The following is a 13,400-nucleotide window of genomic DNA, read 5'->3' on the forward strand; positions in this document are numbered from 1 at the left end:
GCAGGGAAGGAGTTGCAGATAGGAGCGGTCAACAATTGACAGTCCGCTCGGTCCCGAGCCGCTCCATCTGATCAGGGGTGAGGGGACGCTCTGCGGAGCTGGTCGGACCAATCCGACGCTACTGGTCGAGACCCTCGGCCGCAGTGACGATTGAGCTCCTGCGCGGCCGCTTGGGCGCCGGCGGCGGCTCGAACGCGACGAAGCGGCCGGTCGGCCCGTAGACGGCGCCGAGCACTGCATCGAAATGGCGCCTGACGCTGTCATGGCATTCGCAGGCCGCCTTCTCAATCGCCGGCCGGGCGACGATGGTGATACGGCCGCGCCCGACCTCGATCAGGCCGTTCATCTGGAGCGTGCGCAGGATCCGGGTGAGGTAGGTGCGCTGAACGCCGAGCATCGCGGCGAGCACCTCCTGCGTCACCGGCAGGACGTCGGAGCCGAGCCGGTCCTGCAGCGTCATCAGCCAGCGCAGGCAGCGTGACTCGATCGGGTGAAGGGCGTTGCAGGCCACGGACTGCAGGACCTGCGCCAGCAGGCAGTCCGCATAGCGGCTGAACAGGTTGCGCACCGGCTCCGAAACACGCTTCGCCTCCTGGAGGCGGGTGGAGTCGATGCGCAGGGCCGGGCCGCCGAGCTGGGTAACAGCATGGGTCGAGGCCGGCAGGCCGCCGTTGCTGACGATGCCGCCGACGGCACCTTCCCGTCCGATCGTCGCTGTCTCGGCGCTGCGGCCGTCCAACATCGTGATGAGCAGGGTGACGACCGTCCGCTCGCAGGGAAAGGTGATGTAGGAAATATTGCCGCCTGCCGCGAAGACGGTGTCGCCGCGGTTGAACTCGGTCGGTTCGAAATACGGCTCGAGCAGAGCGCGGTCCGGCTTGCGCAGCGCCTTGAGCAGCAGGTTGCCTTCGATGAGCTCGGCCGTTGCAGACATTCGCCACACTATGTTCACGGTTCGTCTGCGCCGACACGTAGCGCATTCAAGCCGCGAGCGTCTGTACGGTAGTATACGTTGCGGCGGGTCGCGGGTTGGAGCTCGGACCGTCTGACGGGAAGAGTTGCCGGAAGGCTACGGCGCGATGGGCCGGCGATGCCGAGGCGTCGTCACTTGTCGGTACAGAGGCCCTGACGCGCCAACCGAGGATGCTCGCGCGGGTCGCAATCCGTCGAGAGGAACGAGGCCCACTCGGCCGGCGTCCCGTAAAAGGCATTGCGGTCGACGTTACCCTGAACGCCCGGGACGCGGCCGGTCGAGGTGAACTGCCAGAGCATCCACTTGCGGTTGGCGAAGCGCTGCTCGGGCTCGGCCGCCGTGGAGCGCAGCCAGTGCGGGTAATCGGGCAACTCGTCCTCGAGCACGTCCTTATGGAAGGTGATGTCGGTATAGATGATCGGCCGCTTGCCGGTGTATCGCTCCATCTCGGTGAGCATGTAGCGGATCATCGAGAGCGCCTCGGCTTTGGGCAGCTTCTTGGGGCAGCTCTGCGAATGGCCGTTCCACTCCACGTCGAGTACCGGGGGCAGGGCGGTCGGATCGTTCGGGACGTTGCGCTTGAACCAGGCCATCTGCTCCTCGGGGGAGCGGCACCAGTAGACGAAATGGTAGGCTCCGCGCGGCACGCCGGCCGAGCCGGCGCCGTCCCAATTCGTGCGGAAACGGTCGTCGACGTGGTCGCCGCCCTCGGTCGCCTTGATGAAGACGAACTGGGTGCCGGCGCCCTTGACCGAGGCCCAGTCTACCGGACCCTGCCACTTCGAGATGTCGATGCCCTGGATTGGGTGCTGCTTGGCCTTTGCCACGCCCGGATGAGGCTTCGCATCGCCCTTGGTCGGATAATAGTTGAAGGTGTCGCCGGCGCAGGCTGCGAGCCCCGTCAGGAGCGCCGCGGCGGCCGCACGACCGATCCAGCAGCGGAGCACGCCGTTGCGCGACGCAGACGCGAGGAAGGACCCGCATTCGAAAGACATCGACGCCCCCGCTCGACCTTGGCCGCGCAACCACTATGGGTAATCGATGCCCTAGACGCGGTTAACGGAGTTTTGACGGCAAGCATACGGTTTCTCGACATGGGTGGCAGAACAGCCACATACCGGCGGCATCACGCGGCGGCGGCACGATCAACATCTTGAGACATCTGACGTTTCGTTGAGGGCGGCATGGCCAAGATCCTGTTTACCATCGGCTACGAAGGCCTCGATCTCGAGAGGCTGACCGGTGCCCTGAAGGACGCAGGCGTCGCCCGGCTCGTGGACGTGCGAGCCGTCGCCAACTCGCGAAAACGGGGATTTTCCAAAGGTGCGCTGAAGACGGGGCTGGAGGAGGCCGGCCTCGGCTACGATCACCTGCGCAGCCTGGGCACGCCGAAAGCCGGGCGCCAGGCGGCCCGCGCGCACGACGCGGCGCTGATGCGCAAGATCTATTGCGAAGTGGTGCTCGACACCGCCGAGGGCGGCCTTGCCCTCGACGGGCTCTCGGAGCTGGCGCGGGCCGTGCCGATCTGCCTGCTTTGCTTCGAACGCGATCCCGCTCTCTGCCACCGCAGGGTGCTCGCCGAGCGGCTGGCGGCGAACGGCTTCACGACGGTGGACCTGCTCGGCTGAGCCAGTGTTGCCGGCTGCCTACCAGTAACCGCCGCATTGGCGGTCGGCGTCGCTGATCGCGACGCACTGCGCTCCGCAGGCCAGGGCGAGACCCAGCATCAGCAGACCAGCGAGGGCGGCAAGCGCGACCATGCCTCAATCTCGCAGATTCATGCTGAATGAAGAGTTAAGCGCCGCACCGGCCCGAGGCGTAGAGGAAAATCGGGAGGGGAGAAGCGGCGATTGCGAGCGTGTAAATTCTTTTTAACGAACGCCCACCGCGTAGAAGATCCAACCCATTGCAAGCGGTAACAGAAGAACATTTGCTCTGTTATAGTGTCGGCGAATGCTTTGCGGGGGCAAGAACTATATCGATAAATGCTGCGCCACACTCGAAATTGGCATCACTAGACTTGACAGCGTTCGTTTTATGGAACGACAAGTGGCCTCTCGGACGCCGATGGGCGCCGAACTGCTGTTGTAGATCCTGAGGCTGCCGATGCCGATTTCCGAAAACCGCCGACACACCCCGTTCCTCGGTTTGAAGGGATCGGCACTGATCGTTGCCGCCGCCGTCGCGATGAGCCTGGCGCCGGTCTCCTCGGTTCTCGCCCAGACCGAACTCCTCAATGTCTCGTACGATCCGACGCGCGAACTCTACAAAGACATCAACGCCGCCTTCGCCGAGCAGTGGAAGGCCAAGACCGGCGAGACTGTCACCGTACGCGCCTCTCATGGCGGTTCGGGCGCCCAGGCCCGCACGGTGATCGACGGCATCCCGGCCGACGTCGTGACACTCGGCATCCCCTCGGACATCGACTCGATCTCCAAGCTCACCAAGAAGATCGATCCCGACTGGCGCAACAAGCAGCCGAACGGCGCGCTGCCCTACACCTCGACCGTCGTGTTCCTGGTCCGCAAGGGCAACCCGAAGGGCATCAAGGACTGGGGCGACCTGGTGAAGCCCGACATCAAGGTCATCACGCCGAACCCCAAAACCTCGGCGGGCGGGCGCTGGAACTTCCTCGCCGCCTGGGGCTACGCCTACGAGCAGAACGCCAAGGATGCCGAGAAGGCCAACGCCTTCGTCGGTCAGGTCTACAAGAACGTGCCGGTGCTCGACACCGGCGCCCGCGGCTCGACCGTGACCTTCGCCCAGCGCGGCCTCGGCGACGTGCTGCCGACCTGGGAGAACGAGGCCTTCCTCGTGTTCGACGAGTTCGGGCGTGACAAGTTCGACGTCGTCGTCCCGCCGAGCTCGATTTATGCCGAGCCGCCGGTCGCCATCGTCGACGCCAATGTCGACAAGAAAGGCACCCGCAAGCAGGCCGAGGCCTATCTGCAGTTCCTCTACTCGGACAAGGCGCAGGCGATCTTCGCCAAGCACCATTACCGCCCGATCAAGCGGGAGGCCGCCAAGAAGGAGGACCTCGCGCTGCTGCCCGAGATCAAGCTCTTCAAGATCGAGGACTTCCAGGGCAGCTGGGACGACATCCAGAAGAAGAACTTCGACAATGGCGGCCTGTTCGACCAGCTCGGCAAGCAGGGTCACTGAGGCAGCCATGGCCGTCTCATCCCCTCGTCCGAGGCGGCGGTTTCGTCAGCCCAGCGTGATCCCGGGTTTCGGGCTCACGTTGGGCTACACCCTCACCGTGCTCTCTCTGATCGTCCTGCTACCACTCACGGCGCTGGTGGCACGGGCCTCCGGCCTCGGCTTCTCCGGTATCTGGGGCGTCGCCACCGATCCGCGCGTGTTCAGCGCGCTGCGCGTCAGCTTCGGCGTCTCGCTGCTCGCTGCGCTGACGGCCTCCGTCTTCGGCAGCGTCGTCGCCTGGGTGCTGACCCGCTACGACTTCCCCGGCCGCCGTGTCATCGACGCGGTCGTCGACCTGCCTTTCGCCCTGCCGACCGCCGTGGCCGGTATCGCGCTCGCCTCGCTCTACGCGCCGAACGGCCTGATCGGCGAGCAACTGGCGAAGGTCGGCATCGAGGCGGCCTACACGCCGGTCGGCATCTACATCGCGATGGTATTCATCGGCCTGCCCTTTGCCGTGCGCACCGTGCAGCCGCTGATCGCCGAGATCGACAAGGAGGTCGAGGAGGCCTCCGCCATCCTCGGCTCGACCCGGCTCGGCACCCTGACCAAGGTCGTGCTGCCGCCGCTGATCCCGGCCGTGCTGACCGGCTTCGCGCTCGCCTTCGCCCGCGGCGTCGGGGAGTACGGCTCGATCATCTTCATCGCCGGCAACCTGCCCTACGTCTCCGAGATCGCGCCGCTCCTGATCGTGATCAAGCTCTCGGAGTTCGACTATGCGGGCGCCTGCGCCATCGCGACCATCATGCTCGCGATCTCGTTCGCGGTCCTGCTTCTCATCAACCTGATCCAGGCCTGGAGCCGGCGGAGGTTCGGCTATGTCTGAGGCGATCACTCCGTCCGATTTCCCGGTTGCGGAATCCGGGCTGCGTCCTCCGGCGAGCGTCGTCACCGAGACGGGCTGGGTGCGCGCCCTCCTGATCGCGGTGGCCATCGCCTTCCTGGCGCTGTTTCTGGTCCTGCCGCTGGTGACGGTCTTCGTTCAGGCCTTCGCCAAGGGGTGGGACGCCTATCTCGCCGCGTTCAAGGAGACGGATGCGCACGCGGCGATCAAGCTGACCCTGATCACGGCGGCCATCGCGGTGCCGTTCAACGTGGTCTTCGGCGTCGCCGCGGCCTGGGCGATCGCGAAGTTCCAGTTCTGGGGCCGCGACCTGCTCGTCACCCTGATCGACCTGCCGTTCTCGGTCTCGCCGGTGGTCTCAGGCCTGATCTACGTACTGGTCTTCGGGTCACAGGGGCTCATCGGCCCCTGGCTGATCGAGCACGACGTGCAGATCATCTTCGCGGTGCCCGGAATCGTGCTCGCCACGATCTTCGTGACCTTCCCGTTCGTCGCCCGCCAGCTGATCCCGCTGATGCAGGAGCAGGGCACGGTGGAAGAGGAAGCGGCGCTGACGCTCGGCGCCTCGGGCTGGCACGCCTTCCGGACAGTGACGCTGCCCAACATCCGCTGGGGCCTGCTCTACGCGGTGCTGCTCTGTAACGCCCGCGCCATGGGCGAGTTCGGCGCCGTCTCCGTCGTTTCCGGCCATATCCGCGGCCTGACCAACACACTCCCGCTGCACGTGGAGATTCTCTACAATGAGTACAACTTCGTTGCCTCTTTCGCCGTCGCCTCCCTCCTTGCCGGCCTCGCTCTTGTCACCCTCGTCATCAAGTCTCTCCTCGAGTGGCGCTACGCCGACGACATCGCGGCGGGTGCACGGCGTCACTAGCGGCTCCACGGCGATCCGCGTCGAAGCGATCTCCAAGACCTTCGACACAGCCGCCGTCCTGCACGACCTCTCGCTCGACGTGAGGGGAGGGGAGCTGCTCGGCCTGCTCGGCCCCTCCGGCTCGGGCAAGACGACGCTGCTGCGCATCATCGCCGGTCTCGACCGGCCGGATACGGGACGCATCATCTTCGGCGGGGACGACGCCACGCGGCTGCCCGTGCAGGAGCGCGCGGTCGGCTTCGTGTTCCAGCACTACGCCCTGTTCAAGCACCTGACGGTGGCCGACAACATCGCCTACGGCCTCAACGCCCGGAAGCGCTCCGAGCGGCCGGCCAAGGCCGAAATCAAGAAGCGGGTCGGCGACCTGCTCGACCTGATCAAGCTGTCGAATTTCGGCGATCGCTACCCCTCGCAGCTCTCCGGCGGCCAGCGCCAGCGCATCGCGCTCGCCCGTGCCCTCGCCGTCGAGCCGCGGGTGCTGCTGCTCGACGAACCCTTCGGCGCCCTCGACGCCCAGGTCCGCAAGGACCTGCGCCGGTGGCTGCGCGAGATCCACGACCGCACCGGCCAGACCACCATCTTCGTGACGCACGACCAGGACGAGGCGTTGGAACTGTCCGACCGTGTCGCCGTGCTCGACAAGGGCCGCCTCGAGCAGATCGGCACACCCGACGAGGTGCAGGAGCACCCGGCCTCGCCGACCGTGCTAAAGTTCCTCGGCGACACCATCGAGGTCGAGGCGATCGCCCATAACGGGCGCGTCCTCGTCAACGGCCGCGAAACCCCCGTCTCTGCACCGGCCTCGGCCGTTGGCCCGGTCAAGCTCTACGTGCGGCCCTGGCAGCTCCAGTTCGCCGACGAGGAGCACGCGCATCTCAACGGCTTCGTCCGCTCGTCCTACCGAGCGCAGGGCCGCCAGCGCATCGAGATCGACCGCCCCGGCGGCAAGCTCCTTGTGGTGGAAGCCTCCGACAACGCCCGGCTCGATGCGGGCCGCCCCGTCGGGCTGAAGATCAACAGCGGCTACGTCTTCGCGGATTGATCAGCGCGAGGAGCCGGGTCGAGCCCGGCTCCTTGCCGACGATGACGCGCGAAAACAGGATGACGCGCGCAGTCCCAATCGCTAGGACATGCGCTGCTGGGCCTGTAGCTCAATGGTTAGAGCCGACCGCTCATAACGGTCTGGTTGTAGGTTCGAGTCCTACCGGGCCCACCACGCATCTACCTGCAACCAGAGCAGGGAAGAACGGGCTAGACGAGCTACTGTCGTGCGCGACGACTTGCTGAAGCTCTCGCAAGTAAACGGCACGCCTCTTGGTGACGTGAGAATCGTTGGCTCGTCGAGCTCGGCGGGGGAGATCTATTTTGGGAACCGCCATCGCATCGATGCAGCGGGCCGCCCATCCGCTTGCCCAGTCTTAAGGGTGAACTCGCCCTTCTGGATTTGCGGGTGTCCACGGCGAATGGCCTCGTGATTGATCTCGCATTCACGGATCGCCCAAACGCTTTTCCGCCGCTCGATACACCGAGAAGCCTGCGCGCGGAGCGCGACAACGACGCTTCGAGCGGACCACGTCGTGATCGGCCAACCGGGGCACTTGCTCGTTCGGTCTGTTTTTGCGCAATGTTTGGTATGGTCGGATTGATGCGCGAGTGACTGGCGATGGTCCGGGGTCGGCTCCTCACTGTAGCTGCAGCCGTCTGCGCTTTCGTCGGCGTGGTCGCCATCGGAGCCTTCGCGATCGTCAGCGTCGCGCCGCGGGAAAAGCCGATCGCCGTCGCGAAGGACGCGCTGCTCATGGAGAGCGCTCCCAGCCCGCGCAGAGACGAGCCGATTTCCGCTTACCCTCAGGCGCCCATCTCGGAGCCGGCGCCCTTGCCGCGCCTCGAAGAGGTCGATCGGGGCGCGGCGTCTCTTGAATCCGCCGGTCGCACGCAGGGCGCCCCTGAGAAGCCGGCCGGCATCCCTTCGGCGGCCGAGCCCGCGCCGCCGGCGCAGCGAAAACCAGCCCGCCAGACGCTCGCTGCCCTTCCGCCCAATACTACGCGCGTGCCCGACCTGGCCCCACCGCCGGTTCGCGTGCCCGCACCTCCGCAGGAACGTCGGATCGAGGGTGTCATGTCGGCGAGCGACATCCGCCGTCTGCGGCTGTCACTTCGCCTGACCCGGGAGCAGATGCCGTATTGGCCGCCCGTCGAGCAGGCGCTTCTCGAGATCGGCGTTCAACAGGCGGCGCTGGCTCGCGCTGGGCAGGATCCGAAGAATGCCTTCGGCTTCGGCTCCGCGATGCACATCTTTTCGGTGGCACGCCCGCTCCTCGACGTGCTGCGTGAAGACCAGAAGGCCATGATCCGCGAACGTGCGCGCACCATGGGTTTCGGTTCGATCGCTTCGTCGATCTGAGCCTTTACCGCCCGACCGATGCCGGCACGACGGGGGCGTCCGGCGTGGTGGAAGCGCCGACGGTGCGGACGTTGCGGTAGCGGTCGAGGCGCATGGAGATCATCGTCTCGAATTTTCCGCGAACCTCCGAGACGGAGAGGCTCTTGCCGCCGCCATAGAAGATCGGCTTGTTGGCCGCGGCCGGCTTCGGCAATAGGTTGGCGGCGACGGTGTCGGGCCTGCGCGACACCTCGGAAATCATGCGCTCGGCCCCATCCGGCCCGAGGAAGTGGACGAGATAGACCTCGCCACCCGTGAGGTTGCGACCGATCCTCGCCGCAATCCGCAAACTGTCGCGCTTCAGCATTTCGGCCGCGAAGACCGCGGACAGATAGGGGTCTCGACGCATGTCGAGGATGGCGGTGCGCTGCGCGCGTGTGGCGCCGCCGGCCAGCGTGGCCGCTTCTTGCGCCAGACCGTAGCGCGGACCGAAGTCGCGGACCACGCCGATCCAAGTCGATTCGATGAATTGGTAGAGTCCAGAGGCCGAAGAGGTCTGAGCCTGGACTTCCGTCTTGAAGCTCGATTCCTTGTCGGCGATCGCCATCAGGAGCACGGGATCGACGTTCGTGGCGCGCGATGCGCGAATGATCTTCTCGATCAGATAGCGGCGGATCTTCATCGGGCCGAAAATCAGCAGCTCGTCCGGGTTGCGTGGTCCCTTGCCTTCCAACTCCGTCGCCAGCGCCGAGTAGACGGCGAGTTCCGGGCGGTTCGCCGCATTGGCTTTGACCGCACTGATGTCGCCGTCGACCAATTGCTTGCCTACGCCCGCCGAGAGCTTCACGGACGGGGGTGCAGCCGGTTCGGGTCCAGGCAAAGAGCCAGGGGCGCCCCCTTTATCGGGTTTGCGCTCGACCCGAATGGAGGACGCCAACGGCGAATTCGGATCCGCATCCACATCCGTCACGTCGTAGAGTTGCGAAGCGACCTCGGGACTGACCAGGATCACCGGCCTTCCCTCGCCGAGGCTGAGGGTCGCCGTCGCCTGTGCGACCTCCTCGTCGGGCTCCGGCGGGCTCGGTACGAACAGCCAGCCGATCCCTGCGCCGGCGAGCATGAAGATCCCGATTCCGACGAGCCCGGCCGTCGATCGATGCCCGATCTGCGGCACGCTGACGAGGGAAGACAAGGTCTGCCAGAGGGTTTCGTGGCCGGAACCAGGTGGTGCAGGCAGGGACTCGGGACCCGGCTCAGCCCGGCGGCTCGCCACGAAGTCGGCAATCTCGGTGAACCATCGGGCCGAGATCGCCGGGTCGGTCGCCGCTTTCAGCCGCCTGATGCCGGCATCGAGTTCGGACGCCGTCGACCGGTCAACACCGAGACGTTTGCCCAGCGCACGGGGGCTCGCCTCGCCGCGCGACACGACGTCGATGGCCTGGAACCATTGAGACAACGGCGGTCTCGGCTTGGCGAAAGGCGTGTCCTGGCACGGAAACACTTTCATGCCGCAGGCCCGGCAGGAGAAGGCGCGATTGCGGCTCTCGCGCTGAAAGCCTTGTCGGCTGTCGCAGGCCTTGCAGGGAGCGTCGGCGAAGCGCAGCCGCATCACCAGATCGAGGCATTCCGCCTCGTCGAGCTCCGGGGCGGCGCGCGGCGCCACGACCTAGCCTCCGACCTTGAGGAAGCGCACGGCGACGCCGAACGGAGCATTCCGTGCCGCGGCCTGTTTCGCCAGCGCGGCGAAGACGGACTCGCTCGAACCCCGCGCTCCGGCCCCGAGGCCCGAAACGGGATCAGCGCTCGCGACGGCGACGAGGAGCTGAGGTTTCGATTTGCCGAGCGCGGGCTTCTCGAGCCGAACGGCGAAGCTCGATTTGCCGCCCGAGCGCTTCAGCGATGGTTCGAGATCGTGCACGGTGCCGTCGCCTTCGACGAGCAGCAATTTGAGATTGGAAGTCTGCGCCATGTCGACGCTGCCGCGCAGTTCTTCGCCGCTGCGGATCTGATCGGAATCGACGGTGAGCAGCGGAACGTTGGCCGGCTTGGCCTTCGCCTGGGCCGAAAGCAGGTCGACCACGGGGCATTGCCCGCTTTCGATCAGGCGAAGCTGGATATGTGCCTCGAATCCGAAGGCGTTGCGGAAAGCCTCGTCGAAAGCCTTGAAGGCCTGCTGATTGACGCCGAAGCCCTCGATGTCGGTTTCCTTGGCGCTCGATGTGGTCGGGTTGAGATAGAAGCACGAGCCCCCGCGATAGTCGCGCGTATAGGCGGCAACCCGCTCCATGCCGGTCACGGCCGGCGGCGGCTCGGTCTTCGCTGGCGGGTTGGACACGGGCGGAAGGGCCGCCAGCTGCGGATTGCGCTCCCTGGTCGTCTTACCCGGCTCCCTCTCCATCTTGCCGGTCTCTTCGGCAGGCGGAGCGAGCACGGCTTCGTTGTTGGTCGACGACGGCGGTGGTTCGATGGAGGCGGCTCCGGATTGCCGATTGTTCGGAGCGACGTCCGGCTCGCCGGCATCGTGAGCCGGCCCTTCCCGTACCGATTTCGGGATCGAGCGCTCAGTCAGGGAAGGGCCGGTATTCGGTATCGGCGCCTCCGGCTTGGGAGACAGCGCCAGCCATCCCGCCGCGGAGAGCGCGACGACGCCAGCAACGCCGCCAGCCGCGATGAGCAAGCGGTTCCGCTTAGCGGGAGCCCCGGTGCCGACGTCCTTGCGCTGGGGTGGTTGCCACGTCTCGATCGCAGCCATGCTTTCCGGCCGCCGCTCGGGATCCGGTTGCAGCATCGCCTGGATCAGCGGCAGAAGACGTCCGTCGAGGCCGCCCAAATCGGGCACGCTCGACCTGCGTGCGATGAACTCGGCGGGACTGTCTCCCATATCTACCGGACGCCCGCGGCTCGCTTGAGCGAGCACGAGACCGAGACTGTAGATGTCGGAACGCGGCGTCACGGCCCCGCCGTAGAGGCCAAGTTGCTCCGGCGAGACGTAGTTGTACTTACCGGCGAAGCCCTCACCGATGACCGTCGCGCCGGTCGGCGTGCGGGCGATTCCGAAATCGATGATCTTGGCCCGTGCCGGATCGCCCGCCGGCAAGATGATGTTGTCGGGCGAGACGTCCCGGTGAATGATGCCGGCCTCGTGAGCGGCCTGGAAGCCTCCGGCAAGCCTGCGCCGCAAGATCTCGACATCCCTGAAGTCAAGTGCGCCGGCCTGAAGCCGCTCGGCGAGCGACTGACCGGTGACGAACTCCATGGCGAGATAGGGAAGGTTCAGGCGGCGATCGATCGAGAAGACGTAGTAGCGCACCACCGCGCCGTGATGGACGTCGCGCAGCGCGGCAGCTTCCTTTCGGAAGAGGGCGAGTGCATGGGCTTGCTCGGCGAATTCAGGGCGGATCGTCTTGATCGCCACGGCATCGCCCGTCTCGATCACGTGACCGCGAAAGACCTCGCCCATCCCGCCGACGGCGAGCAGCTCGTCGATCTCGTAGAGATCGTTGAGCCGCGTTCCGGGTCCGGACCGCGTCGGGTTGCGGCCTCCGATGACGGTTCGCTCGTTCATCACGACCTCCCTTTCGCGGAGGGGCCGGGCTGCGCCACGGTCGCGTTCGTGACGTCGATATTCCGGTCCGGTCGGACGGGCGGCCTTGGCCTGCCGCCGGCTGCGGCCTGACCGCAACGGACGATCACGACGGTCACGTTATCCGGCGCTCCCCGATCGAGGGCGAGCGACAGCAGCGCGTCGCAGGCCCATTGGGGAGCGGAGGTGCCGGCAGCGAGAAGGATGTCCTCGTCCGACAGCGGACCCGTCAGCCCGTCCGAACAGATCACGAAGACGTCGCCGGCCTGCACCGCACCCTGTTCGAGTTCGACCTCGGGCAGTTCGCGCGCGCCGACGGCGCGCGTGATCACGTGGCGGCGCGGCCAGTTCACCGACTGCTCCTTGGTGAGCAGCCCCTGCTCGAAGAGATCGCGTCCCTCGGTGTGATCGCGCGTCAGTTGCACGATGGAACCGGCACGGACGCGATAGATCCGGCTGTCGCCGGACCAGACACAGGCATAGTCGGCCCCGAAGATCAGCAGGACCGCGACGGTCGACCCGACCGGAGTTCCGCGCTTCTCGCCGGCTGACCACAGCACCGAGTTTGCCCTGAGAATGCGGTCCTCGAGCCGCGCCATCAGGTCCGCGGCAGAGACGGCGGTCCCGATCGAGGCAAGCGCTTCGACCACGGTCTCGCTGGCGAAGGCGCCGTCGGCGTGGCCGCCCATGCCGTCTGCAACCGTGAAAACGCCGATTTCCGGAGCGGCGAAGCACCGGTCCTCGTTCTCGGTCCGCACTCGGCCCCGATGGCTGACGAACCCGGTCTCAAACCGGAAGACCGGGCCGCCTCCATCGAGAGCCGCGCCGTCGCCTGCTGGCGCTCCGGGGGCGTCAAGCGGCGAGGTCATCGAACCGCCCCGTCAGCAACCCCGTGAAGAAATCCGGCGGCGGCATTCTGCGGCAAGACGCGACACGCGGGGCGAACTCATCGCCACCAGCCGTCCACCAGTAGCTCATCCCGCCGTGGACGGACTCTGCGGAGTGCGCTCTCAAACGGTCGATCGCCGCCGCGAAGTCGCCCGATCCCGCCTCCGACACCAGAGCTCCGCTTTTCAGTTGTGTCACCCCATCTCGCGACGACGGAAGCCGCGACGGCATCGGCTCCGACAACCGAGCGAGAGAGCCCGTGATTCCATCGAAGTCCGCTCCTTCGTCGAGGGCGGACAGCAGCAGGTCTTCGGCGCCCTCGAACCATCCATCGAACGGTTCGAATTCGGGCGGTGGCAGCTCCGCTCCGGATGCGCCCTGCGCCACGAGCGTCAGCGGAAAATATCGTCCGACGCCGTCGATGGATGGCATGAGAGCGCCTACACTCGTGGTACCGGCGACGTCGGCGCCGAGCCAGAATCGCCAGATCGGCGCATGCAGGAAAGCCGCGGTCCAGTTTTCGCCCAAGGCGAGTCGACTCGCCGCGATGCCACCTTGAAGCCAGGGTTCCCAGGTCTTCAGAAAGCCGCCGGGGATCGCCATCGCGATGAAATCGCGTTTCGCCGGGAGCTTGCCGTAGAGTCCGCAGGGCAT

Annotated in this window: 12 protein-coding genes and 1 tRNA gene; 7 read left to right on the forward strand and 6 right to left on the reverse strand. The window is 66.3% G+C overall.

What is annotated here, in order from left to right:
- Positions 1-118: 118 nt before the first annotated feature.
- Both GGR33_RS09130 and GGR33_RS09135 read right to left on the reverse strand, forming a co-directional pair.
- Complete coding sequence (locus GGR33_RS09130; protein WP_183504211.1) at positions 119-934, reverse strand: Crp/Fnr family transcriptional regulator; 816 nt, start codon at positions 932-934, stop codon at positions 119-121.
- Between the two features lie 170 nt (positions 935-1,104).
- Positions 1,105-1,968 carry a glycoside hydrolase family 25 protein gene (locus tag GGR33_RS09135; protein ID WP_183504213.1) on the reverse strand — a complete coding sequence of 288 codons (864 nt, stop codon included), beginning with the start codon at positions 1,966-1,968 and terminating at the stop codon, positions 1,105-1,107.
- Positions 1,969-2,157: 189 nt separating this feature from the next.
- On the opposite strand from GGR33_RS09135, the gene GGR33_RS09140 reads away from it, so the two are divergent.
- The 7 genes from GGR33_RS09140 (at position 2,158) to GGR33_RS09170 (ending at position 8,296) form a co-directional block, all read left to right on the forward strand.
- On the forward strand, positions 2,158-2,601 hold the full coding sequence (locus GGR33_RS09140; protein WP_183504215.1) for a DUF488 domain-containing protein: 444 nt from the start codon (positions 2,158-2,160) through the stop codon (positions 2,599-2,601).
- 559 nt (positions 2,602-3,160) lie between these two features.
- The gene (locus GGR33_RS09145) at positions 3,161-4,135 is read left to right on the forward strand and encodes a sulfate ABC transporter substrate-binding protein (RefSeq protein WP_246412977.1); all 975 of its coding nucleotides are present in this window, start codon (positions 3,161-3,163) and stop codon (positions 4,133-4,135) included.
- 7 nt (positions 4,136-4,142) lie between these two features.
- The gene (gene cysT, locus GGR33_RS09150) at positions 4,143-5,000 is read left to right on the forward strand and encodes a sulfate ABC transporter permease subunit CysT (RefSeq protein WP_183504220.1); all 858 of its coding nucleotides are present in this window, start codon (positions 4,143-4,145) and stop codon (positions 4,998-5,000) included.
- On the forward strand, positions 4,993-5,892 hold the full coding sequence (gene cysW / locus GGR33_RS09155; protein ID WP_183504222.1) for a sulfate ABC transporter permease subunit CysW: 900 nt from the start codon (positions 4,993-4,995) through the stop codon (positions 5,890-5,892). The genes cysT and cysW overlap by 8 nt, the downstream gene beginning before the upstream one ends.
- Positions 5,876-6,934, forward strand: a complete 1,059-nt coding sequence (locus GGR33_RS09160; RefSeq protein WP_183504224.1) for a sulfate/molybdate ABC transporter ATP-binding protein — start codon at positions 5,876-5,878, stop codon at positions 6,932-6,934. Before cysW ends, GGR33_RS09160 begins: the two co-directional genes overlap by 17 nt.
- Before the next feature lie 98 nt (positions 6,935-7,032).
- Positions 7,033-7,108, forward strand: a tRNA-Ile gene (locus GGR33_RS09165).
- Between the two features lie 447 nt (positions 7,109-7,555).
- Entirely contained in the window at positions 7,556-8,296 is a 741-nt protein-coding gene (locus GGR33_RS09170) for a hypothetical protein (RefSeq protein ID WP_183504227.1), read from the forward strand.
- A gap of 4 nt (positions 8,297-8,300) precedes the next feature.
- On the opposite strand, the gene GGR33_RS26525 is transcribed toward GGR33_RS09170, so the two are convergent.
- Genes GGR33_RS26525 through tagF form a run of 4 tightly spaced genes read right to left on the reverse strand, consistent with a single transcriptional unit; the run spans position 8,301 to position 13,400 of the window.
- Positions 8,301-9,938, reverse strand: a complete 1,638-nt coding sequence (locus GGR33_RS26525) for a transglycosylase SLT domain-containing protein (RefSeq protein ID WP_425488759.1) — start codon at positions 9,936-9,938, stop codon at positions 8,301-8,303.
- Positions 9,939-9,941: 3 nt separating this feature from the next.
- Positions 9,942-11,840, reverse strand: coding sequence for a serine/threonine-protein kinase (locus tag GGR33_RS09180; RefSeq protein WP_183504229.1), 1,899 nt, complete (start codon positions 11,838-11,840; stop codon positions 9,942-9,944).
- Complete coding sequence (locus tag GGR33_RS09185) at positions 11,840-12,727, reverse strand: PP2C family protein-serine/threonine phosphatase (RefSeq protein ID WP_183504231.1); 888 nt, start codon at positions 12,725-12,727, stop codon at positions 11,840-11,842. Before GGR33_RS09185 ends, GGR33_RS09180 begins: the two co-directional genes overlap by 1 nt.
- Positions 12,711-13,400 (reverse strand): type VI secretion system-associated protein TagF, encoded by a 690-nt coding sequence (gene tagF, locus GGR33_RS09190; protein WP_183504233.1) that lies wholly within the window; start codon positions 13,398-13,400, stop codon positions 12,711-12,713. Before tagF ends, GGR33_RS09185 begins: the two co-directional genes overlap by 17 nt.

The sequence above is a fragment of the Methylobacterium brachythecii genome (genome assembly GCF_014196345.1).
Taxonomy (GTDB): Bacteria; Pseudomonadota; Alphaproteobacteria; order Rhizobiales; family Beijerinckiaceae; genus Methylobacterium; species Methylobacterium brachythecii.